The organism is Desulfoferula mesophila, from assembly GCF_037076455.1.
In the GTDB taxonomy this organism is placed as follows: Bacteria; Desulfobacterota; Desulfarculia; order Desulfarculales; family Desulfarculaceae; genus Desulfoferula; species Desulfoferula mesophila.
The window spans coordinates 2884528-2908085 of record NZ_AP028679.1; the positions used below are offsets into that span (position 1 = coordinate 2884528).

The 23558-nt window shown below is 64.2% G+C and carries 20 protein-coding genes; 16 read left to right on the plus strand and 4 right to left on the minus strand.

Annotation, left to right across the window (positions count from 1 at the left end; translation table 11 throughout):
• Positions 1-94: 94 nt before the first annotated feature.
• The 4 genes from AACH32_RS13115 to AACH32_RS13130 all read right to left on the minus strand — a co-directional run bounded on the left by AACH32_RS13115 (position 95) and on the right by AACH32_RS13130 (position 4234).
• Positions 95-1183 (minus strand): M24 family metallopeptidase, encoded by a 1089-nt coding sequence (locus AACH32_RS13115; protein WP_338600215.1) that lies wholly within the window; start codon positions 1181-1183, stop codon positions 95-97.
• 152 nt (positions 1184-1335) lie between these two features.
• Positions 1336-1944, minus strand: a complete 609-nt coding sequence (locus tag AACH32_RS13120; protein WP_338600218.1) for an indolepyruvate oxidoreductase subunit beta — start codon at positions 1942-1944, stop codon at positions 1336-1338.
• A complete protein-coding gene (locus AACH32_RS13125) occupies positions 1941-3860 on the minus strand; it encodes a thiamine pyrophosphate-dependent enzyme (RefSeq protein WP_338600221.1) in 1920 nt (639 codons plus the stop codon). The genes AACH32_RS13120 and AACH32_RS13125 overlap by 4 nt, the downstream gene beginning before the upstream one ends.
• Complete coding sequence (locus AACH32_RS13130) at positions 3857-4234, minus strand: hypothetical protein (protein WP_338600223.1); 378 nt, start codon at positions 4232-4234, stop codon at positions 3857-3859. Before AACH32_RS13130 ends, AACH32_RS13125 begins: the two co-directional genes overlap by 4 nt.
• Before the next feature lie 688 nt (positions 4235-4922).
• Between AACH32_RS13130 and AACH32_RS13135 the strand changes: the two genes are divergently transcribed.
• The 16 genes from AACH32_RS13135 (at position 4923) to AACH32_RS13210 (ending at position 23499) form a co-directional block, all read left to right on the plus strand.
• A complete protein-coding gene (locus tag AACH32_RS13135) occupies positions 4923-5732 on the plus strand; it encodes an IclR family transcriptional regulator (RefSeq protein WP_338600226.1) in 810 nt (269 codons plus the stop codon).
• A gap of 54 nt (positions 5733-5786) precedes the next feature.
• Entirely contained in the window at positions 5787-6407 is a 621-nt protein-coding gene (locus tag AACH32_RS13140) for a 4Fe-4S binding protein (RefSeq protein WP_338600228.1), read from the plus strand.
• A 16-nt stretch (positions 6408-6423) separates the two neighbouring features.
• A complete protein-coding gene (locus AACH32_RS13145; RefSeq protein ID WP_338600231.1) occupies positions 6424-7872 on the plus strand; it encodes a hypothetical protein in 1449 nt (482 codons plus the stop codon).
• The gene (locus AACH32_RS13150; RefSeq protein WP_338600233.1) at positions 7872-8708 is read left to right on the plus strand and encodes a hypothetical protein; all 837 of its coding nucleotides are present in this window, start codon (positions 7872-7874) and stop codon (positions 8706-8708) included. Before AACH32_RS13145 ends, AACH32_RS13150 begins: the two co-directional genes overlap by 1 nt.
• 9 nt (positions 8709-8717) lie before the next feature.
• Positions 8718-9611, plus strand: coding sequence for a molybdopterin-binding protein (locus AACH32_RS13155; RefSeq protein ID WP_338600235.1), 894 nt, complete (start codon positions 8718-8720; stop codon positions 9609-9611).
• Between the two features lie 28 nt (positions 9612-9639).
• The gene (locus AACH32_RS13160) at positions 9640-10425 is read left to right on the plus strand and encodes a 2-keto-4-pentenoate hydratase (RefSeq protein ID WP_338600237.1); all 786 of its coding nucleotides are present in this window, start codon (positions 9640-9642) and stop codon (positions 10423-10425) included.
• A gap of 324 nt (positions 10426-10749) precedes the next feature.
• Positions 10750-11763: a LacI family DNA-binding transcriptional regulator gene (locus AACH32_RS13165; RefSeq protein WP_338600239.1), complete on the plus strand. Its 1014-nt coding sequence runs from the start codon at positions 10750-10752 to the stop codon at positions 11761-11763.
• A gap of 134 nt (positions 11764-11897) precedes the next feature.
• Positions 11898-12761 (plus strand): 3-keto-5-aminohexanoate cleavage protein, encoded by an 864-nt coding sequence (locus AACH32_RS13170; protein WP_338600241.1) that lies wholly within the window; start codon positions 11898-11900, stop codon positions 12759-12761.
• A gap of 25 nt (positions 12762-12786) precedes the next feature.
• Complete coding sequence (locus AACH32_RS13175) at positions 12787-13752, plus strand: 3-hydroxyacyl-CoA dehydrogenase family protein (protein WP_338600243.1); 966 nt, start codon at positions 12787-12789, stop codon at positions 13750-13752.
• A gap of 50 nt (positions 13753-13802) precedes the next feature.
• Entirely contained in the window at positions 13803-15482 is a 1680-nt protein-coding gene (locus AACH32_RS13180; RefSeq protein WP_338600245.1) for a thiamine pyrophosphate-binding protein, read from the plus strand.
• 90 nt (positions 15483-15572) lie between these two features.
• Positions 15573-16547 (plus strand): Bug family tripartite tricarboxylate transporter substrate binding protein, encoded by a 975-nt coding sequence (locus AACH32_RS13185; RefSeq protein ID WP_338600247.1) that lies wholly within the window; start codon positions 15573-15575, stop codon positions 16545-16547.
• A 195-nt stretch (positions 16548-16742) separates the two neighbouring features.
• Positions 16743-18788 carry a tripartite tricarboxylate transporter permease gene (locus AACH32_RS13190; protein WP_338600249.1) on the plus strand — a complete coding sequence of 682 codons (2046 nt, stop codon included), beginning with the start codon at positions 16743-16745 and terminating at the stop codon, positions 18786-18788.
• A gap of 86 nt (positions 18789-18874) precedes the next feature.
• Positions 18875-19858 (plus strand): NAD(P)H-quinone oxidoreductase, encoded by a 984-nt coding sequence (locus tag AACH32_RS13195; RefSeq protein ID WP_338600252.1) that lies wholly within the window; start codon positions 18875-18877, stop codon positions 19856-19858.
• A 102-nt stretch (positions 19859-19960) separates the two neighbouring features.
• Positions 19961-21220, plus strand: a complete 1260-nt coding sequence (locus AACH32_RS13200; RefSeq protein ID WP_338600255.1) for a thiolase family protein — start codon at positions 19961-19963, stop codon at positions 21218-21220.
• Positions 21221-21240: 20 nt separating this feature from the next.
• The gene (locus tag AACH32_RS13205; RefSeq protein WP_338600258.1) at positions 21241-22191 is read left to right on the plus strand and encodes a phosphoglycerate dehydrogenase; all 951 of its coding nucleotides are present in this window, start codon (positions 21241-21243) and stop codon (positions 22189-22191) included.
• A gap of 147 nt (positions 22192-22338) precedes the next feature.
• Positions 22339-23499 carry a M20 metallopeptidase family protein gene (locus AACH32_RS13210; protein ID WP_338600260.1) on the plus strand — a complete coding sequence of 387 codons (1161 nt, stop codon included), beginning with the start codon at positions 22339-22341 and terminating at the stop codon, positions 23497-23499.
• Positions 23500-23558 lie beyond the last annotated feature (59 nt).

The following is a 23558-nucleotide window of genomic DNA, read 5'->3' on the forward strand; positions in this document are numbered from 1 at the left end:
GCAACGTTGCGGGCCAAGCCCGTGGCGGGCTTGCGCGCCACCGACGGAGCCTATTCTACTAAAAATTACGCTTCGCCGATACTCGGCGCCCCGCTCAATACAGATTCTGGCGGTGCCTGGTAAGCCGCACCGCCCCCTGTGCGGAAACCCAGAAAGTGTCTTCCACCCTGAGGCCACCCACTTCGCGGTCATAGGCCGTGGTCTGCATCAGGGCCACCACCATGTTTTCCAGAAGTTCGGTGGCGCTGTGCCGCTCGATCACCGGGTGAAACTCCGACTGCCTGAGCCCCACCCCGTAGCCCAGGTCGCTGGGCAACAGGCGCTCCAGGCCCTGGGAGGCGAACACCGCCCGGGCCGCCGCGTAGACCTCCTTGGCCGCCGCGCCGGGCCTCAGCGCCGCGGCCGCCGCCTCTTGGGCCTGATGCACCAGGCGCAGGTAGTCGCGCTGCCTCTCGGTGGGCTCGCCCACGAAGGTGGTGCGGCACAGGTCCGAGGAATAGCCGGCCACCACCGCGCCCAGGTCTATGACCACCGGCTCGCCGGGCTGCATGATCCTGGGCGAGGCGATGGGGTGGGCCAACAGAGTGCGCTCTCCCGAGGCCACGAAGGTGCTGAAGGCGGGGCGCAGGGAACCGGCCTTGCGCATCGCGTATTCCGCCTCGGCGGCCACCTCCAGCTCGCTGACTCCGGGAGCCACGGCGGCCAGGGCAACCTCCATGGCCTGGTCGGCCAGGGCCGCGGCGGCCCGGATGTGCGCTAGCTCCTGGGGGGTCTTGATGGCCCGCAGCTTGTCGATCAGCGGGGTGATGTGCACCAGCTCGGCCTGGGGAAACTCGCCCACCAGCATCTCGTACTGCCGGGCCACCATGAAGTCCTTCTCGATGCCGATGCGCTTGGGCGCTGGCCCGCCCTGCTTTTTGAGCATCTTGATCATGCGCCCCATAAGGCTCTGCTCGGGGAAGACGTAGGTGCCCACCCGGTCCAGGTTGCAACGCTCCCTGGCCTCGGGCGCATCGAGCCATAGGGTGCAGAATATGGGCTCTTGCCGGGCCGAGACGAGCACCCCCGAGCAAACCGAGGCGTAGCCGGCCAAATAGAAAACATCGTGGGGCTTGAGCACGAAGGCGGCGTCCAGCTCCAGGGCGTCCAATTCAGGTTGCAGGCGATCTATAGCTGATTGCATTACACGGTCTCCGCTTGCCCCCAAAGGCCAGGAGGCTTGGATGAGAATATGGCAAGGCCCGGACGCAACGGCAACAACTCCGGCGGCCGGGCCTCTATTGTAACCCCGCCCCCCGGAGCGGACCAGGGGGTGGGCCAGTGGAATATGCGGGGCTAGGCCACGGTCTCGATCCCCCGCTGCAAGGCCTGGTAGTTGAGCTCCAGCTTGCTGGGCGGGAAGGTGGAGGCCATGTCCTGCTTGACCTCCTCCTCGCTGATGGGCAGCAGCTTGGCCCCCAAAAGGGCGCCCAAGAGCACGATGTTGGAAACGATGGGCGCGCCCAGCTCCACCGCGATATCGGTGGCCGGGGTGAACAGGGCCTTGGCGCTGAGCTCTTGGATGGCCCGGCGCAGCTTGTCCACGTCGGGATACTCGGCCCGTCCGGCCAACACCCCCACCGGCATGGCGGTCTGGGTGTTGCTTAAGGTAACCACGTTCTCGTTGCCGAAATTGCTCAGAAGGCGCAGGGTCTCCAGGGGCTCCAAGCTGACGATCAGGTTGGCGCCACCCTTGGGGATCAGGGGACCATAGGCGTGCTTTTTGGAGATGCGCAGGCTGGAGAACACCGAGCCGCCGCGCTGGGCCGCGCCGAAGGTCTCGCCGATGGCCAGGTGATAGCCGTTTTCAGCCAGAATGCGTCCGATGAGCCGGGCGATGAGGATGTTGCCCTGGCCGCCCACGCCGCAAACGATCAGATTGTAGGGGTCCGTGGCAAGGCTCATTTGGCCACCTCCTGAATCTCAATAGCCTTGAAGGGACAGACCGAGGCGCAGGCGCCGCAGCCGGGGCAAGCGTCTTCGCGGATGCTCGCCTTGCCGGTCACCGGGTCCTTGAGCAAGGCGGGGCAGCGGAACTTGCTGTAGCAGGTGCCGCACTCTTCACCTTTGCATTTGTCCTGATTGACCACCACCTTGTAAGGCTTGTTTTTGTCCGCCTTCATGCGCACCAGCTCGCAGGCGCGCCGCAGCACCAGAATGCGCACGCCTTGACCCTCGGCCATCACGCCGCGCAGCGCCTTGGTGGCGCCTCTAATGTCAAAGGGATCGGCCACCGTGACCGGCACGCCCAGGGCCTCGCACAGCTTGACCACGTCGATCTTCGGAGCGGCCTCGCCCATGGCGTTGTAGCCCACGCCCGCGTGGGCCTGGAAACCGGTCATGGCCGTGGCGGAGTTGTCCAAAACCACATGCACCAGGTTGGCCTGGTTGTAGATGGCGCTGACCAGGCCGGGCAACACCGCGTGGTAGAAGGTGGAGTCGCCGCAGATGCTCACCACCGGCTTGTCCCAGCCGAACTTGTGCATCTGGCCCAGTCCGGAGGCCAAGCCGATGCTGGAGCCCATGGCGTGCAGCATGTTCATCTGGCACTTGCCCTCGGGGAACACGTCCAGGGTGTAGCAGCCGATGTCGCCGGTGACGTAGACCTCGCCGCCCTCGGCCTTGACGGCCTTGTCCAGGGCCCAGAAACTGGCCCGGTGGGGACAGCCGGGGCACCAGGTAAGGCCGCGGCTGATGAGCATCTCGTCGGTGATTTGCTTCAGCTTGGCCTGGTAGGCCTCGCCGGGGCCCTGGTGGGTCTTGCCGGTTAGCTTGCCCAGGGCGTCCAGGGCGCGGTCGGGCGTGATCTCCCCGGCCATGGGCACGTGGCCCGACTCTTTGCCCAGCACCGGCACCGAAGCGGCCTCGGTGCCGTTGAGGGCGTCCTTGACCAGCACCTCCACCACCGGGTCCACCTCTTCCAGGACCAGGATCTGCTTGGCCTGCTTGGCGCGCGCGCGCACCAGCTCCGTCGGGAAGGGCCACAGGGTGGCCAGCTTGAGCAGGCCCACCTGATCCTCGAGGCCCAGCATCTCCAGGGCCTCCCGGCCGCAGGAAACGCCGTTGCCGCTGGCGATTACCAGCAGCTCGGCGTCCTCGGGACCGAAATACTCGTTGAACTTGGAGGTCTCGAACACCTCCTTGATCTTGGCCAGGCGCTCCAGGGCCATCACGTGATGGACCTTGCCCAGGTAGGGGTTGACCGCGGCGGAGCAGTCGGGGTGGGCTTGGCCCTTCTTGGCCTCGGGCAAGGGGCCCAGCTCCACGATGCTGGACCCGTGGGACAGGCGGGTATAGCTGCGCAGGAACACGTAGCAGTCGTACTCGCGGGACAGGTCAAAGCAATAGCGGATCATCTCCCGGGCCTCGGCCACGTTGGTGGGCTCCAGCATGGGGGCGTAGGCGAAGCGCGCCTGCCAGCGGCTGTCGGTTTCGTCGCCGCTGGAGTGGGCGTCCGGGTCGTCGCACACCACCACCACCATGGAACCGCCCTGGTCACCCAGGCCGGTGAGGCTGCAGTGGGTGAGAAAGTCCAGGGCCACGGCCAGCCCGGCGTTTTTCATGGCCGCCAGACTGCCCAACCCAGCCACCGCCGCCGCGCCGGCGCCTTCGCAGGCCACCTTCTCGTTGGACGACCATTCCACGTGGATGCCGCGCTTTTTGGCCTCATGGGACAGGCGCTCGATGATCTCGGAGGATGGCGTGCCGGGATAGGCCGAAGCGTAGTCCACCCCGGCTTCCAGGGCGCCCCTCACCAAGGCTTCGTTGCCCAGCAGAAAGACCTTTTGCGTCTCCGCCGTCTTGGTTTTTTGCTCGCTCATTGCTTCCTCGTATTTCTGGTTGTCCGCTCCTGGTAGACGATGCCGAGAGCAGGATGGGTTCCGACCGTTTTCATTGCCCCCAGGTCATCGTCGAGTCCTTTTTGTCGAACCCGGCGTGGCAAAAAGGGCAATGCAAAAAAGCTGGCTGCACTCCGGGCAGGCGCCCCAAACGTCCTTGCCGGAAATGCGCTCTCAGTGCCGTCATCCAGGACGGGCCTTTCCACGATGATCACCGGGAACTTTTTCATGGCGTCGAGCTTGCGCCGCAAGGCGGTGATCTCGTCGGCGGCCTTCAGGGGCTTTTTCACGCGCAGCATTGTTTCTGGCTTGTCCCGTTCCAGTTGCGCCAAGTAGGCTCTCAGGTCTTGAGGCATTAATCGCGCGTCCTTTCAAGGAGCGCGGCCAGGACCGGGCTCCCCCGCGGAGCCCGGCCCTTGGTTTGGTTTCTAGGCCGCCGCCAATTCCTTGCCCTTGCGGGTGATGGCTACAGCCACTGCCAACAGGGCGAAGCCCGCCAGGTATTTGGATGCAGGGCGACGAGGCATACAAAAAATCTGCAAAACCACTCGGGCGGCGCATCTGTTTCAATGCATGCTGTGGTTTCTCATTGTGAAATACGCGGTGCAATTTATAAATTACTAGGCCCCGACGACCTCTGTCAAGGTTTTTTAGCGGCAAAAAAGCGCGGTGGCCAATCCCAACTGGGCAAGAAGTGAAACAGGAGTTACAATATTTAAAACGCCCTTGCTGAGGGTAGAACGCTGCGTTCTCTTGTTTAATGGGCATAATTGCAATGTCGGCCTGGCCCCGGGGAATGACGTGACCGGTGCTTTTCCCTGTAACCCTCATTAAACAAACGGAGTTACCGCCGTATGAAAAATTTGCCCGACCGTTAGCTAAAAATGACTCGCCTATGCAGCGTAAAAGGAAAACCTTCAACCAGGGGGGGCATCATGTTTTCCCATCCCACAACGCCAATCGGTGTCGGTCCGCCGCCGTTTTTTCCCTTGACAGGCCTGGCCGGGCAAGAATATGTTATATTTGAATTGGGGAATTCATATTATGAAGAGTAACGGCGGCGGTGATAACGGCAAGTACCGGATCAAGGTGCTGCAAAAAGCGTTTCGGCTGTTGGAGTTGTTCCACGACAAGGTGGATGAGCTTTCAGCCACTGAAATCACCGAAAAGCTGCAATACAACAAGACCACGGTCTTCCGCATCATTTCCAACCTGGAAGAGGAAGGCTACCTGGAAAAGAATCCCGAGACGGGCAAGTACCGCCTGGGGATGAAGCTCTTTTTCCTGGGCAGCCTGGTAAAGCCCTATCGCCACCTCAAGAGCACGGCCAAGCCCCTTTTGCGCAGCCTGAACCAGCAGACCGGGGAGACGGTGCACCTGGCGGTGTTGCACAAGAACCAGGCCCTGTACCTGGACAAGATCGAAAGCAACCACACCGTGAGGGTGGTCGTTTCCCAGGTCGGACAAAAACTTCCAGCCCACTGCTCCGGGGTGGGCAAGGTTCTGTTGGCCCACCTGCCCGAAGACGACGTCAAGGAGGCGGTGGAAGAAACCGGCCTGCCCTCTTTTACCCAAAACACCATCACCACCTGGAACCAGCTCAAGCAGGAGTTGGACCTGGTGCGCGAGCAGGGTTTCGCCCAGGACGACGAAGAAATTGAAATGGGGCTCAAATGCGTTGCCGCGCCGGTCTTCCTGGACAACCAGGTTATCGCGGCCTTGAGCGTTTCAGTTCCCAAGGAACGCTTTGAAAAAACTCCGAGCGATCTAAGGCTCATGGTGGTGCGTGCCGCCCAGGAGTTGAGCGGAGTGTTGCAGGAATCCATAGCCAACCTCAGACCCTCGGCGGATTGAGGCGGGGCCCGGCTTATTCTTGGTCCCGCCCGGCGCATGGGTTAGGAGAAAAAAATGAAGACGGTTAGGGTACAGCCCCAAGTGGATATGGAGCTATGCCGGGGCTGCAAAAACTGCCAGATGGTCTGCCCGGTTTACGCCATCGAGGTGGCGCGGGTGGACGGCAAGCCACAGGTCAATATTAATTTCGATGTTTGCGTGGGTTGCTGGAACTGCGAACAGCGCTGTCCCGATCACGCCATTTCCATGGTTCCCTGCGAGCCCTTCGATCTGGCCACCGACGTGAGCCGATTTGACTACGACGAGATTCGCGCGCTTTGCCGCAAGGCCCATTTCCATCCCAAACAGATCGTCTGCTACTGCACCGCCACCCGGGCCGAGGAGCTGGCCGCCGCCATTCTGGACGGCGCCTCCGACCCCGCCCAGTTGGTGCGGGCCACCGGCGCCGGCTCCGGTTGCGGCATCGAGTGCAACCAGCCCATCCTGCGCTTCCTGGAGGCGGCGGGCAAAACCTTCGAGCGCCCCAAGCAGAGCTACCAGTGGTACGGCCGCACCGCCACCGTATGGGACGTGAGCGACAAGGTGAAAAAGGAGCACCCCGGCTTCAGGTTCGACAACGACCGGGAGCTGCTCGACAGCGTGGTGGATGCCCCCGTCCACGACCTGAAATCTTAAGGGAAAGGCGGACGCCATGTACAACAAGGCCATCGACCCGGCCCCTACCCGGGTTTCCCAATACGGCGTGGACCCCAAGTACGTTCTCAAGCGGGGCGCCGAGTTGAAAAACATCGTGGGCGTTCCCCTAGCCGACCTAGTCAGCGGCCTGCCGCCGGTGATCTTCCCCAAGGCCGGCAACGACGTGTCGACGATCCGCAAGGAGACCGAGGCCGCCCTGGCCAAGGTGGACATGTCCAAGATCACTCCGGGCAGCACCGTGAACATCCTGGCCTCCCACCACGGCTTCACCTTTTACGGCGGCCAGCCCTACGCGGAGATGCTCCGGACCATCAAGGACATGGTGGAGCAGCGTACCGAGTGCAAGGAGGTCCGCTTGCGGGCCGGTTTGGGCATGCGCTTCCGCGAGACCGAGGAATACATCAAAGCCCACGGCCTGGACGAGTACTTTAACGGCAAGGCCCTGGGCATCGCCCCCATCGACGCGGGCATTCCCATCGAAACCGAGTTGGGCACCCTGTTCGGTCTCAAGAAGGCCTATGACGCCGACTTCATCATCCACGCCCACAACAGCGACGTGCGCGAGGTGCACTTCCACCGCCAGGTGGACCGGGCGGTCAAGCCCTTCGGCATGAGCTACGCCCGCTGCGAAACCCGTTCCACCTACCACATGAACCTGGGCCCCCGGGCGGCCAACTTCGTGGCCCGCTCCATCTTCGAGTCCGAGTTCGTGCAGAGCAAGTTCGCCTTTGCCTGCTTCCTCACCATGTCCCCCGCCGGGGCCACCGGGGTGGACGCCGACGCCGACCTCTACGCCCTCAACGACCGGGTCACCGTGGCCGGCATGCGCGATTACGGCAAGATCATGACCCTGTTCGGGGCCATCGACGAGTGCATCGTGATCCTGGACTTCCCTTGCCCGGTGCCCTACGTCTTCGCCTGCGGGGTCATCTACGCCAACATGACCTGCGCCAACCTGGACGTCTTCGACCTGGACTATCCCCTGCCGCCCTACACCTGGTACACCGAGACCATGTACGACGACCGGGGCAAGCCCCTGATTCCCGAGGTGCCGCCGGTGAACCCGGCCATCAAGACCGTGGTGCACAACTACGCCTGGATCGGCTACCCCTCGGTGTTCTTCGCCGAGAAGAGCCCCACCATCGTGGTGGGCAAACAGCAGGCCGAGCTGTTTGACCGAGACCCCATGAACCTCAACTACATGAAGCACGCCCTATTGGCCGACAACCTGGACGGGGCCATGGACTACGCCTATCACACCACGGGCACCGACAAGGTGATTCTGTTCGACGGCGCGCCGGGCGGGCTCAACGTGAGCGCCCCCCTGGCCGAACACCTTTACAAGGTGGCGCCGGGCGTGATGGAGCGGGTGGAGCAAAAGCTGCTGCCCAAATGGCTGGCCCAACGCAACGTCGATCCGTCGATGTTGGATCAAGTTGCCTGATGACGCCTTATGCGCCCGCAACCTCCGTGCATTGGTGGCCGCCGGATATTCGGCAACGGATATTCGACGGCCACCAGCACCGTTTGCTGCGGGCGCAGATCACCGCTGAACAGGCCGGGGTGCTCAGCGGCCTGACCCGCGCCGCCGAGTTGGCCGCCCAGACCGGGGTCAGCTTCGCCTCGTCATTGAGCGACGGCGGCGAGGTGTCCGCCGGTCAGGTGGTGGCCAGCCTGACCGGAACTCCCTTTTATATCATCAGGGCCGAGGAGCTGCTCCTGGGCGAGCTCTCCAAGGCCTCGGGCATCGCCACCGGGGCCCGGCGGGCCCTGGACCTGGCCGGCGGCCGCTTTCTGGTGGTGTGCGGGGCCTTCAAGAAGATGCCCCACGTCATCAAGGGCCAGGTCCGCCAGGCCGTGGCCCACGGCGGGTTGCGCATGCGCATGGCTCCCCACCCCTTTGTGTACGTGGATAAAAACTACGTTCGCATCCTGGGAGGCGTGACCCAAGCCATGGAGGCGGTGGCTCCCTTGCAAATGCCGGTGGTGATCCAGTTGCGCGGGGAAATGGAGCCCATCGCCCAAGAGGCCCTGGCCGCCGCGCGAATGGGCGCGGCCACCCTGATGGTGGACACCGGCAACCTGGACGACCTGGAAGCCGCCTCCGTCGCCTTGCGCCGCGAAAACCTGCGGGAGAAGGTCAAGCTGGCCTTTGCCGGCAACCTGCGCCTAAGGGACCTGCCAGCTCTGGCCGGCCTGGACATCGACGCGGTTGATATCGGCTACAGCGTGGTGGACGCCCCCTGCCTGCCCATGCGCTTTGACGTGATCCAAGCATAAGTGAACATCATGCAGTATCGCCTTTTGGAAAAAACCGAAATCTGGATAACCCCCATCTCCCTGCGCGATGCCGACCTGGCGGCCTGCGCCGAGGCGGCGGGCAAGGTGCTGGGGCTCACCCCCCCGGAGATCATGGTCACCGACGCCCAGACCAATCACCTGGTGTTCGACGTGCTCACCCCCACCGTGGAGGCCGGCCAGATCGTGGCCCGCAAACAGGCCCTGCTGGACGCCCTGGGGCGGGTGGCGGGGGTTCAGATCAGCCCGGACACCGAGGTGCACTCAGACGGCATCCTGGGCATGATCAGCCTGGGGCCGGACGAGGGCCGCGAGGTTCTGGAGCGAACCGAAAAGCTGGCCGATCAGATCAAGCAGCGCCTGGCCCGGCGGGCCAAAATCTTTCCCACCGGCACTGAGGTGATCAACGGTCAGATCAAGGACACCAACACGCCTTTCCTCAAGGGCCGGTTGGAGGACATGGGCTTCAGCGTGACCACCTCGCCTCCCCTGCCCGACCAGCAGAACCGCATCGCGGGCTCCTTGCGCGACGCGGTGGAAGAGGGCTACGGCCTGATCGTCACCACCGGCGGGGTGGGGGCCGAGGGCAAGGACCAGACGGTGGAGGCCCTGTTGGCCCTGGACCCCCAGGCGGCCACGCCCTACGTACTCAAGTTCACCAAGGGCCAGGGCCGCCACGCCAAGGACGGGGTGCGCCTGGGCGTGGGACGCTTGGGCCAGAGCACCATGGTCACCCTGCCCGGACCCAACGACGAGGTGCGCCTCACCTGGCCGGTGCTTAGCCGGGGGCTTAGCGAAAACTGGTCCAAGGAGCGCCTGGCTTCCCATTTGGCCGACGCCCTGCGGCAAAAGTTCCTGGATCGTCAACCGCATCACGCCCACTGAGATAGGGCTGGACGGGGAGAAATAAACCATGAGCATGAACCAAAAGCAGATCGCCCAGGCCGCCAAGAGCCTGGCCCAGGCGGCCAAAGACCGCAAGCCCATCGCCGCGCTGACCGAGACCTACCCCGGCATCACCGTAGAGGAGGCCTACCGGATTCAGACCATCAACGTCGACGCCCGGATCAAGGCGGGGGCCCGGGTGGTGGGCAAGAAGATCGGCCTAACCAGCCCGGCCATGCAACAGATGCTGGGCGTGGACGAACCCGACTACGGCGTGCTCCTGGACGACATGCTTGTCTACCAGGGGGTGGCCTTTGAAACCGGCACCCTGTTGCAGCCGCGCATCGAGGGCGAGATCGCTTTTGTGATGGGCAAGGATCTCATGGGTCCGGTGACCCCGGCCGAGGTGGCCCTGGCCGTGGCCGGAGTCACCCCCGCCCTGGAGATCATCGATAGCCGGATCAAGGACTGGAAGATCAAGATCCAGGACACCGTGGCCGACAACGCTTCGTCCGCCGCCATTGTGATCGGCGCCAGCCTGATCCCCTTGGGAGAGTTGGACCTGCGCCACGTGGGCTTCGTGCTGACCAAAAACGGCCGCCTGGCCGGCACCGGAGCCGGAGCCGCGGTTTTGGGCAGCCCCATCCAGTCGGTGGCCTGGCTCATCAACAAGATGGCCGAGATGGGCGTGGGCGTGAAAGCCGGCGAGATCATCCTCTCGGGCGCCGCTTCGGCGGCCGTGGACGTGGCTCCGGGCGATTCCATCCACCTGGTGGTGGACCGCCTGGGCGAAGTCGCCTGCTGTTTCGCCTAGCTGGCGGCATCAAGCACGGTTTTCATCCTTTGCCAATCTTGCGATTGGCGCTCTGACTTAAGGGCGGCGAGGGGCTAGCCTGGCTTTAATAAGCCGGCCATGGCCCCAGCCGCCCGTTTCTTTCCTCCGATTGCTCCTGAGCCCCGCTCGTGGTCCCACTCCCTGATTCTGGCCTGAATTAAGCGCCCAACCATGCCGCTGGCGCGCCCCTGGTTAGGGCGGGGGCGCTGCCGCTGTTTGGCTGCGCCGGGGAAATAGGGGCTTGACAAACTGCAAACGTTTGCGATATCCCAAATCATTACTTAACGGAGGCGGTGAGGGTTCATGGCCACCATCAAGGAAATCGCCAAGAAAGCCGGTGTTTCCTATTCCTCCGTCTCGCGGGCCCTGAACCAGCAAAGCGGGGTGCGCCCCGAGGTCCGCAAAAAAGTCCTGGAAATCGCCCGGGAACTCAATTATCACCCCCATTCCTCGGCCAAGGCCCTGGTGCAGAACCGCATAGGGGTTCTGGGAGTGATCATCTCCCGCACCAGCGAGTTCGCCTTTCAGAATCCTTATTTTTCACACATGTTGCTCGGCCTTAGCTCGGTGGCCAACGACATGGGCTACCACCTGATGCTGGTGATCAACCAGCAGCAGAGCTATGCCTCGCTGTATCACAGCCACCTGGTGGACGGCATCGTGGTGTTGGCCAACCGCATAGACGACCCCTACCTTCCCGAACTGGCCAAGGACGGCGTTCCCGCCGTGGTGGTTCCCGGCTTTCCCGATAGCTGGGAGTTCGACCTGCCCAGCGCGAATTCGGAAAATTATCAGGACGTCTACCGGGCCATCACCTACCTGCTCAACTTGGGCCACCGGGATATCGCCTTTATCTTGGGTGGCATGAATTCCATATATTCCCTGGTACGCCTGGAGGCCTACAAGGCGGCTTTCCGTGACAAGGGGCTGGAATATAAGGATAAATACCTAAAAGAAAGCGACTTCTCCAAGACCGACGCCTTTCGGCTGATGGGGGAATTGCTCGACCTGCCCGACCCGCCCAGCGCAGTAATCAGCATCAACGACGCCACCACTCCCGGCGTCTTGCATCAAATCAACAGCCGCGGGCTGCGCATACCCGAAGACATTTCCGTGGTGGCCATTGGCTGCTCGGACTTGGTTGATTTGACCGACCCGCCGCTGACCACCATCAAGGTCCCCGTGATCCAGGTGGGTCGGGCGGCGGCCAGGGTTCTTATCGAGTTAATCGAAACAGGCGATTGCCGGGAGCGGCATGTCGTCATCCCCTCCGCGTTCGTGGTCCGGGAATCCACCGGAGTATGGCCCAGCCGCTGAGGCGGCCGGAAAGCGACCGGAACTGGGGAGCCGATTAAAAGGCCCGGAATTTTTTGCTGATTACTGCAAACGTTTGCGATCTTAGCTGAAAAACATCGCCTCCCCCGCGGAGGCCTGAGAAAGGGTGCCCAGGCATGGATTACGCCATCCCCGCCGACCGCGTGGTCATCACCGTGGCCCAGACCGGAGCCATCACCAAAAAGTCGCTCAACCCCAACGTGCCCGAGCAGCCGGCGGAGATCGCCGAGTCGGCCTTGCAGTGCTACAACGAGGGGGCGGCCATCGTGCACATCCACGCCCGCGATCCCCAGGGCGAGAACACCTCGGAGGTGGCCGTATTCGAGGACATCCATGGCCGCATCCGCGACAAATGCGACCTCATCATCCAAGACAGCACCGGCGGCGGCCCCAACCTGACCCAGGAGCAGCGCATCAACTGCATCAAGGCCGGCCCGGACATGGCCTCCTTGAACATGGGCAGCCTGATGCGGGTGGCCGGCCCCTACAAGGGGGTGCCCTTTTCCAACATGCCCGAAGAGATCGACTGGTTCGTGGAGCAGATAACCAAGCAAGGCATCAAACCGGAGATGGAGGTCTACAGCCATTCCATGATGCACGAGGTGCACCGGATCATAAGGGAAGGCCGGGTGCAAAAGCCTTACTACGTCAACATCGTGCTGGGCATGCGCTACCAGGGGGCCGAACCGGCCAGCCCCGCCACCCTCACCTCGCTGGTGAACAACCTGCCGCCGGACAGCATCTTCAACTGCACCGGGGTGGGCTCGGCCCAGCTCCCCCTGGCCACCATGGCCATGGTCATGGGCGGCTGCGTGCGGGTGGGCCTGGAAGACAACATCTACTACGCCAAGGGCCAGTTGGCCGAGAGCAACGCCCAGTTGGTGGCCCGGGTGGTGCGCATCGCCCGCGAGCTGGGCAAAGAGCCCGCCACCCCGGCCGAGGCCCGGCAATACCTGGGTCTGCCCGCCAAGCAGGCCTAAGCCCATCAACGAGGACGTTAGACACATGCACTTGGATCAGATCAAAAACATCACGGTAATCGGGCTGGGCACCATGGGACCCGGCCTGGCCCAGGCCTTTGCCCTGGCCGGTTTCCGGGTCACCGGCTTTGATGCCAATCCCCAGATGCCGGCCCAGGCCAAAAAGATATTCCAGGCCAACCTGGACAGTTTGGTGGAGTTCGGGGAGCTGGAGGCCGAGGCGGCCCGGGCGGCGGGCACGCGCCTGGATTTCGCGGAGAGCCTGGCCGAAGCGGTGGGCAAGGCCGACCTGGTGGTGGAAACGGTCAGCGAGAAGCGCGACATCAAGCGCCAGGTCTACGCCCAGATCGCCGAGCACCTGCCCCAGGGCAGCCTGCTGTGGAGCAACACCTCCACCCTGAACATCTACGATCTGCTGCCCGAAGCCTTGATCCCCCGCTCCATCATCTCCCATTGGTTCGCCCCGCCCCACATCATCCCCCTGGTGGAGGTGGTCAAGGACCCCAGGGTGGAGCAGGCTACCGTGGACACCACCCTGGCCCTGCTGGAGGTGTTGGGCAAAAAGGCCATCGTCATCGAAAAGTTCGTGCCCGGTTTCGTCATCAACCGCATCCAGCGCCTGCTGGGCTATGAAATATTCTTCCTGCTGGAAAACGGCTACATCAGCCCCGAGGACCTGGACCTGGCGGTCAAGGCCAGCATCGCCCCGCGCATGATGCTCTTGGGCCTGGTGCAGCGCTACGACTTCACCGGCCTGGAGCTGAGCGCCCGCAACCTGCAGGACCAGGAATTTTTCGACCCGCCTTTGGACCATCACCCCGCGCCGCTGTTCTCCCGCGTGGAGGAGGGCAAGCTGGGGGTCAAAAGCGGGGAAGGCTTTTACGACTATCGCGGCCGGGAGTTGAGCGACATCCTGCGCGACCGCGACCGCTACCTGATGCGCATCATCAAGAACCTGGACTTTTGCATCCAGAAGGATCGCCTGGTTTAACCGCATGGGGCTCGCGGCCCCGCCAAAACATCGAGGAAGGATTTCAGATCATGACCGTTGGCGACAGACTGGCGCAACTACTGGCCGAAAGCGGCGTGCAGCACGTTTTCGGCGTGCCCGGCGGACAAACCCTGCCCCTGTATGAAGGCATTCGCAAGAGCGGCGGGGCCATCAATCACGTACTTATGCGCGACGAGCGCAGCGCCGGTTTCGCGGCGGACGCCTACGCCCGCCTCACCGGCAAGCTGGGAGTGTGCGACGCCACGGTGGGGCCCGGCGCCACCAACCTGCTCTCCCCCCTGGCCGAGGCCCATTGCTCCTCCATACCCATGCTGGCCATCATCTCCGACATCTCCCGCGCCTGGGAGCACCGCCGGGTACGGGGCAACGCCTCCCAGGCCATGCAGCAATTGGAGATGTTCAAGCCGGTGAGCAAGTGGCAGGTGACCCTGACCCAGCCCGCTTCCTTGGAAAACGTGCTGGACCAGGCCATCCGGGTGGCGGTTAGCGGCCGCCCCGGCCCGGTGGTGCTGGCCATGCCCGACGACGTGGGCGATTTGGACATAGACTGGCTGCGCCGGGTCAAACCCGACGCCACCTTCCCCCGCCACCGCAGCGCCCTTGACCCCGCCCAAACCCTGGCGGCCCGCCAGGCATTGCTCCAGGCCAAGAAGCCGGTACTGTTGGCCGGCGGCGGGGTGCACTCCTCCGGAGCCCTCGGCGAACTGGCCGCCCTGGCCCGCAAGCTGGGATGCCCCGTGGTGACCACCATCACCGGCAAGGGGGTAATGGCCGAAACCGATTCCCAGGTGTTCGGGGTCACCGGCTCCATGGGCAGCCCCAAGGCCAACGAGGTGGTGCGCCAGGCGGACCTGGTGTTTTTCATCGGCTGCAAGGCGGGGCAACTGGCCACCTTTGGCTACGACTGCCCGGCCTACGGCGTGACCACCATCCACCTGGACATCGACGCCGAGGAGATCGGGCGCAACTTCCCCGATAGCATCCCCCTGGTGGGCGACGCCCGCTTGGGCCTGGGCGATCTCCTGAGCGCCTTGGAAGGCGACAGCTTCGCCTACCAATGGAACCTGGAGGAGCTGCGTGCCATCAACCAGAAATGGTACGACGACATCACCCTGCGGCCCCAGGCTCCCGGCGATCCCCTCAAGGCCCAGGCGGTCACCCGCCTGATCGACCAGGCCATGGCTCCCGGCGACCTGGCGGTGTGCGACGCCAGCCTGCCCTCGGGCTGGGCGGCGGCCTACCTGCGCCTCAAGGAGGCCGGCCGCTACTACCTGGCCCCGCGGGGCCTGGCCGGCCTGGGCTGGGGCGCCCCGGCCGCGGTGGGCGCGGCCCTGGCCCGCCCCCAGGCCGAGCGGGTGTTTTTGTTCGCGGGCGACGGCGGCTACGCCTTTTCCTTGCAGGAGATGGAGGTGATGGTGCGCCTGAAGCTGCCGGTGATCACCTGCCTGTTCAACAACGACGTGCTGGGCTGGATAAAGCACGTGCAGCTTGCCCGCTATGGTGACAACCACATTTCCACCGACTTCAGCCACATCGACTTTGCCACCGTGGCCAAGGGCTTTGGGGCCCGGGCCTATAGCGTGAACACCTTGGAGGAACTCGGCGAAGTATTGGAAACCGAACGCCGGCCCCAGGGTCCGGTGATGATCGACATGACCACGGACCAGTACGAAACGCCGGTGCTGCGCAACGCCTCGGGCGCGGCCTGAGCCGGCCACCGGCGTCGGGATCGAGAGGACATGAGGAGTTCTACCTGATCGCAAGGTAGCGAAGTCAAACCTAGGGAAAAGGAGAGTCGCATGAGGCGTCGTAAACTGGGAACCATTTTGGCCGGCATCGCGGCCCTGTCGCTGGTGTTGCTGGGCGGCACGGCTCTGGCCGCCTACCCCGACAAACCTATCACCTTCCTCGTCAACTACGGCGCGGGCGGCACCACCGACCTTACCAGCCGCTTGCTTTGCTCGGTGGCCGAAAAGCCCCTGGGCCAGACCATCACCGTGGTCAACAAGCCTGGCGGCGGCGGCACGGTGGAGCCCACCTATCTGGCCACCCGCAAACCCGACGGCTACACCATCGGCGTAACCAGCTTCTCGCCCATGGCCGTGGCCCCGCACATGATGAAGGTCAACTACACCCTCAAGGACTTCGCCTTCATCGCCGGTGTGTGCCGTTACCTCTACGGCGTGGCCGTGAAGGCCGACTCGCCCTACAAGACCTGGGCCGATCTGATGAAGGCCATCGAGAGCGGCAAGCGTTTGACCATGGCCACCCCCAGCCCGGTGCAGGCCATCCTCTTCCCCCGCCTGGCCAAGTTCACGGGCAAGAAGATGGATAACGTGGTCTGGGTCCGCTACAAGTCGGGCAAGGAGACCACCGTGGCCCTGCTGGGCGGCCACGTGGATATGATCGTGGGCAACCCCATGGACATCGCCCCCCAGGTGAAGACCGGCGAACTGCGCATGTTGGCCTCGGCCAGCCCGGTGCGTTGGCCCTTGCTGCCCGATGTGCCCACTCTGCACGACCTAGGCTACAAGGTGGACATCGACTCCTGGCTGGGCTTCGCCGCTCCGGCGGGCATAAAGGAAGACCGCCGCGCCAAGCTGCAGGCCGCCTTCAAGTCCGCCGTGGAAGACAAGGCCATCCAGAAGAAAATGATCGATCTGGGCATGGCCCCCATGTTCATGAGCGGCCCTGACTACGCCAAGTTCTGCGAGAAGGGCTTTAAGGAAATGGGCGAGGACCTCAAGACCGTGGGTCTGGAAAAGAAAAAGTAGCTCGGGATAAACCGAGCGATGGGTGGCTCCCGGCCGTTGATTTTTGTGGACCCGCGCCCGTGTGAAGGGATAGCGGGGCCGCAAGCAAGCCAAACGCCGCGGCACACTTCAGCCTGTTCAGCAGGCTGGGGCCGCCCATCACCAAGATCCGACCAAGGGGCCTAGTGACGCGATACCACCATTCGAGGAAAGCACATGTGGGATCTATTATTTAATGGCTTCGCTGAAATCCTGGCCCCGGGCAACCTCATATACCTTTTTGGCGGGGTGATGGTGGGCATCATCCTGGGGGCCATCCCAGGCTTGACCGCCACCATGGGCATCGCCATGGTCATCCCCCTGACCCTCACCCTGCCCGCCCTACCCAGCCTGATGATGCTCATGGGAGCCTATAAGGGCGGCATCTTCGGCGGCTCCATTTCGGCGATACTTTTGTGCGCGCCGGGAACCTCGGCGGCCGCGGCCACTGTAGCCGACGGCCATGCCCTGGCCAAGGCGGGCAAGGCCATCAAGGCGCTCAAGATATCCCTGACCGCCTCGGTGATCGGCGACACCTTCAGCGACATCGTGCTTATTTTCCTGGCCGTGAACCTGGCCCGGGTGGCCCTGCAATTCGGCCCCGGCGAGTTCACCGCCGTGGCCATCATGGCCCTGACCATCGTGGGCCCGGCCTCGGGCAAGTCCCTGCTCAAGGGCCTCATCACCGCACTGCTCGGCCTGCTGGTGGCCTTGATCGGCCTGGATCCAGGCACCTCCCTGCCCAGGCTCACCTTTGACCTCAACGAGCTTGTGGACGGCATCGCCCTGGTGCCCATGCTCATCGGCCTGCTGACCATTCCCGAAATCATGGCCCAGTACGAAGAGAGGGTGAAGACTGTAAAGGCGCACATCCCCCCACCCTCTTGCAAGGACGACACCCGCATCACCCGCAAGGACTGGAAGCAGATGGTGCGCCCCATGATCAGCGGCTCCCTGCTGGGCACCACCATCGGGATCATCCCCGGCCTGGGGCCCACCCTGGGAGCTTTCATGGGCTACGACGCCGCCTGGCGCCAATCCAAGCACCGCGAGGAGTTCGGCCGGGGCTCGGTGGAGGGCATCGCCGGGGCCGAGTCGGGCAACAACTCGGTGAGCGGGGCCAACCTGGTGCCGCTGTTGGGCCTGGGCGTGCCGGGCGACGTGGAAGCGGCCATCCTGGTGGGAGCCTTCCTGATCCACGACCTGACCCCCGGCCCTCTGATTTTCCAGGAAGCGCCGGAAGTTATCTACGGCCTGTACGCGGGCCTGCTCACCGCCAACCTTCTGCTCTACTGCATAGCCCGGGGCCTGCTGCCCGCCTTTACCAAGGCGGCGGGGCTCAGGGTCACCATCATCTTCCCGGTGATGCTGGTGCTGTGCGCGGTGGGCTCCTACGCCTTCAACCAAAGCCTGTTCGACGTGGGGGTGACCTTCACCTTCGGTCTGCTGGGCTACGCCCTGAACAAGCTCAACTTCCCGCGCGCCACCTTCCTCATCGGCTTTATCCTGGGCCCCTTGCTGGAGGACAACTTCCGCCGGGCCATGGTGATCAGCCAGGGCGACATCGCCATTCTTTTCGACAGCCCCCTGTCCATCGGTCTGTGGATATTCACCGCCATTTCGGTGAGCACCATTCTCTACAGCAAATGGCGGCAGCGCCAGAGGGTGGCCAAGCTGGCGCCCCCCCATGCTCCGGATCCCACGGAACCGGAGCAGGCAGCCGAGGCCGCCACGGACGGCCGGGGCGGCTACCTGCGCGTGTCGCAATTCGCCCTGCAACTTGTCGGCGCCCTGGTTCTCTTAGCTTTCTTTCTGTTTTGCTATCTGATCCTGTTCCCGGCCCAAGTGGAAACCCCCGGCGGCTTCGGCGTCTCGGCCCTCCTGTTCCCCAACTCTCTGCTGTTACTGGGCTGCCTGTTCTCGGGCCTGCTGGCCCTGGACCTGATTCGCCGGCGCAAAACCTTCGGCTACAGCAAGATGAATTACCACGCGGCGCTCAGGGTATGCATCTACGTGGGCGGCATGCTCCTGTACCTGCTGGGGCTGGAGTATCTGGGCTTCATGATCAGTTCGGTGCTGGGCATCCTGGGATTCTGCGTCCTCCTGGGCGAGCGCAAAATGACCGTGGTGGGGCCGCTGGCGGTGTTGGCCCCCCTGGCGGTGGACTTCCTGTTCGAGTACGCCCTGAAGGTGCAGTTGCCGAGCATGCCCTGGGTGGAATAGCCAAACCAGAGCCCAGTTTCCCGGCGCTCCCGGCCGGCCTGGGGTAAAATTGGCCCGTATGGCTTGAAACGCAAAGTGGAGGCAGCATGCAAGCGGTACTGGTCAAACAACCCGGAGGCCCCGAACAACTCTACCTGGGCGAGGCCCCGGACCCCGCGCCCAAGGAGGGGCAAGTGCTGGTCAAGGTGGCGGCCACCGCGGTAAACCGGGCCGACACCCTGCAACGCCGGGGCATGTATCCCCCTCCCCCCGGCGAAAGCGAAATCCTGGGCCTGGAGATGGCCGGCGAGGTGGTGGAGACCGGGCCCGGCTGCGAACTGCGCCGGCCCGGCGACAAGGTGTTCGGCATCCTCTCCGGCGGCGGCTACGCCCAGTACGCGGCCCTGGACGAGGGGCTGGCCATGCCCATCCCCGAGGGCATCGCCCTGGAGCAGGCGGCGGGCATGGCCGAGGTTTTTCTCACCGCTTACCAGGCGCTGTTTTGGTTGGGCGAGCTGCAAGCCGGCGAGAACGTGTTGATCCACGCCGGAGCCAGCGGGGTGGGCACCTCGGCCATCCAGTTGGCCAAAATGGCCGGAGCCAGGGTCCTGGTAACCGCCAGTTCTCCGGAGAAGCTTCAGGCTTGCCGCTCCCTGGGGGCCGATGTGGGCATCAACTACAAGCTGGAAGATTTTCCCGCCAGGGTGATGGAGGCCACCGAGGGCCATGGCGCGGACGTGCTTATCGACTTCATCGCGGCCCCCTACTACCAGCGCAACCTGTCTTCCCTGGCCGTGGACGGCCGCATGGTGATGCTGGCCTTTATCGGCGGCCATCAGGTGGAGCAGGTGGACCTGCGGCCCATGCTCAACAAGCGCCTTACGATAAAGGGCACCACCCTGCGCAGTCGCTCCCTGGACTACCGGGTGCGCTTGAGCCAGGAGTTTATCGCCAAATACGCGGCCCGCTTCAGCGCGAGTGAGTTGAAGCCGGTTATTGACAGTGTGCTTGCCTTGAGCGATGTTAGGGCGGCCCATGAACGGATCGAGGCCAACCTCAACGTTGGCAAGATAATTTTGCGGATCGCCTGACCCGAACCGCGCCCCGGCAGTAGAGCGGCGCGACCCCGGACGACTTGGCCCAAGGGCATTGGCGGGCTTTCCAGTTGAGTTGCATTACAGGAGAAGCATCCCATGAAAATTATGATTTGCGGCGCGGTGCGCACCCCCATCGGCAATTACATTGGCTCCCTGCGCGATGTCCCGGCCTACAAACTGGGCGCCCTGGTCCTCAACGAAGCCGTCAAACGGGCCGGAGTGGACCCGGCAACGGTGGACGACGTGATCATGGGCCAGTCCTACCAAAACGGCGAATCGGTGAACATCGCCCGCATGTCTTTGTTGGCCGCCGGCTGGCCCGACCACGTGACCGGGATGACCCTCGACCGCCGTTGTTTGTCGGGTCTGGACGCCATTTGCCAGGGCGCCATGAAGATCATGAGCGGCTACGCCGACATCGTGGTGGCCGGCGGGGTGGACAGCATGAGCCGGGCCGAATTCTACATTCCCGGCGAATTCATGAAATGGGGCGTGGGCGGGGCCAAAGACCCCAAGTGGGGCTTAATGCCCCGGGGCCACGGAGCCCTGCCCATGTGGGGTATCCCCTTGTTCGACCGCATCCAGAGGGCGCGGGTGATGTCCCAGCCCGTGGAGCGCTATGGCGAGCTCAACTCCATGATGTCCTGGGCCGAGGCCGCGGCCAAGGCCGAAGGCGTTACCCGCGAGGAGGCCGACCGCTGGTCGCTGCGCAGCCACCAACGGGCCATCGCGGCCATCGACGCGGGCAAGTTCGATGAAGAAATCGTGCCGGTGGAGGTGCCCGGCAAAAAAGGCGCGGTCAATCTGGTCAGCCAGGACGAACCGCCCCGGCGCGATTCCTCCCTGGAGCGTCTGGCCAAGCTGCCCACCGTGTACCCGGACGGCATTTGCACGGCGGGCAACTCGTCCACCGAAAACGACGGCGCGGCCGCCGTGGTGTTGATGAGCGAGGAAACCGCCAGCAAGCTGGGCGTGACTCCCCTGGGCAGCCTGGTTTCCTTCGGGGTGGCCGCCGCCGATCCCTCTCTCACCTACCCGGCCGTGCCGGCCTCGGTGAACAAGGCCTTGGACAAGGCCGGCCTGACCTTGGAGCAGATAGACCTCATCGAGATACAGGAGGCCTTCGCCGCCCAGGTGCTGGCCGACGCCAAGCTCATGGGCCTGACCTACGAGGACATGGACCCCATGGTCAACGTGAACGGTTCGGGCATTTCCCTGGGCCATCCCATCGGGGCCACGGGAGCCATGCGCATGGTAACCCTGCTGCAAGAGATGAAACGCCGGGGAGCTTCCTTGGGCATGGAGACCATCTGCGGCGGCGGCGGCCAGGGCATCGCGGCGATCGTGGCCCGCTAGGTCAGCAAAGGGACCGCACCATGTTGATCCGCTCTTTTTCCCCCACCTTTGGCAAAATAGCCACCGAACCCGCCCAGTGGCTGCGCGACCAGGGGTGGCAGGTGGAGCTTTGCCCGCAGGACCATCCCGTGGACCAAGCCACGGCCAGGGACCTAGTCGGCGACTGTGACGGCCTGGTCTGCGGCATGACCCCCATTGATCGGCAAATGCTCTTGGCCGCGCCGCGCCTCAAGGTGGTCTCCATGCACGGCACCGGCACCGGCCACATCGACCTGGAGTTCGCCAGGCAGCGCGGAGTGGTGGTGTGCAACGTGCCCGGCGGCAACCAGCGGGCCGTGGCCGAACTGGCCCTGGGGCTGATCCTGTGCCTGGCCCGCGGCATCCCCCAGGCCCGCCAACAGGTGTTGGAGGGGGGCTGGTCCCCGGTCATAGGTTGCGAGATAAAGGGCAAGACCCTGGGCATCCTGGGCCTGGGCAAGATCGGCCGCGAGTTGGCCCGCATGGCCCGGGCCCTGGGCATGGAGGTGGTGGCTTACAACCGCACCCCGCTTCCGGAGTTCGCCGCCCAGCTCGGCCTGGCCCTGGTGCCCCTGGACGAGCTGCTGGCCAAAGCGGATTTCATCAGCCTGCACCTGCCGGGCACGCCCGAGACCATGGGCCTTATCGGAAAGCGCGAGCTGGCCTTGGCCAAGCCGGGGGCCTATTTGCTCAACCTGGGCCGGGGCGGGGTGGTGGACGAGGCCGCCCTGTACCAGGCCCTGACCCAGGGCCGCCTGGCCGGAGCCGCCCTGGACGTGCTGGCCCAGGAGCCGCCCCAAGACAATCCCCTGCTGGAGCTGCCCCAGGTGATCGTGGTGCCCCACATCGGCGGTTACACCATGGAGAGCCTCAACCAGGTGGGCTGGACCTGCGCCCGCAATATCGCGGCGGTGCTCAAGGGCGAGAAGCCGCCCTATCCGGTAAACCTTTGAGAGCCGAACGGGCCGCATAAAGGGGGCCATGACGGCTGAAGCGGTGGACCGCGAGCCCTCTGACGCGTACCCTGAGGCTAGGGCAATTTTTTCAGCGCTGGCGAGAGGCTAGACCACGGTAGCTGCCTAGCCAGGGAGGTGGGCACCATGAAACTGACCGGCGAGTTCAAGAAGTGGCTGGTCGGGCTCCGGCACGACCTGCACCAACATCCCGAAGTGGCCCTCAAGGAGGAGCGCACCACCCGGCAAATCCTGGCCCACCTGAAACAGATGGGCATCGAGGCCCACGGCCTGTCCGGCATGACCGGCGTGGTGGGGCTGATCCCCGGGGCCCAGGAAGGCCCCACCCTGGCCATCCGGGCCGACATCGACGCCCTGCCCATCCAAGAGATGAACCAGGTGCCCTACAAGTCGACTCACCCCGGCATGATGCACGCCTGCGGCCACGACGTGCACACGGCCGTTCTGTTGGGCACGGCGCGCCTGGTATTGGAATCAGGCCTGGCGGGTGAGTTGCGGGGCAATCTGAAGCTGATCTTCCAGCCCGCCGAAGAGACCGGCGTGGGGGCCCGCATGATGGTGGAGCGGGGGGTCTTGGAAAATCCCGCCGTGGACCGCATCATCGCCGCCCACGTGGCCGGCGATTTGCCGATCGGCCACATGGGCATCAACTTCGGCCAGAGCCACGCCTCCAACGACCTTTTCCGCCTGCGCATCAAGGGCAAGGGCACCCACGGGGCCAGACCCAGCCAGGGCAACGACCCGGTGGTGGCCGGGGCCTATCTGATCAGCGCCCTGCAGGTGGGCGTGTCGCGCAAGGTGGACCCCCTGGAGCCCGCGGTGATAAGCGTGTGCAGCTTCCACGCGGGCTCGGCCCTCAACGTCATCCCGGAGACCGCTGAACTGGGCGGCACCATCAGGGCCATGACCCCGGCGGTGCAAAAGGAGCTGAACCAGCACTTGCAACGCTCGGTGCGGGGCATATCAGAAACCTTTGGGGTGGAGTGCGAGTTGGAGGTGGAGGAGGTTTTCCCCCCTTGCCTCAACGATCCCCAGGTGGTGGAGTTCATGGAGCAGTGCGCCGCCCAGGTGGTGGGCCTGGACAAGGTGCACCACTCGCCGCCGGTCACCGGCTCGGAGGATTTCGCCTTTTTCACCCAGTTGGTGCCAGGGGCCATCGTGCGCCTGGGCTGCGGCGACGGCCACGGCGAACCGGCCCTGCACTCGCCCCGCTTCGACGTGAGCGACGAGGTTCTCTTCACCGGGGTCAAGGTTTTCTACGAGGCCGTCAGCAAGTACCTGGGCTGAGCCAGCCACGCCAAACAGCAAGGGCGGCCCCCATGAGGGGCCGCCCCGTTTATTGTCGC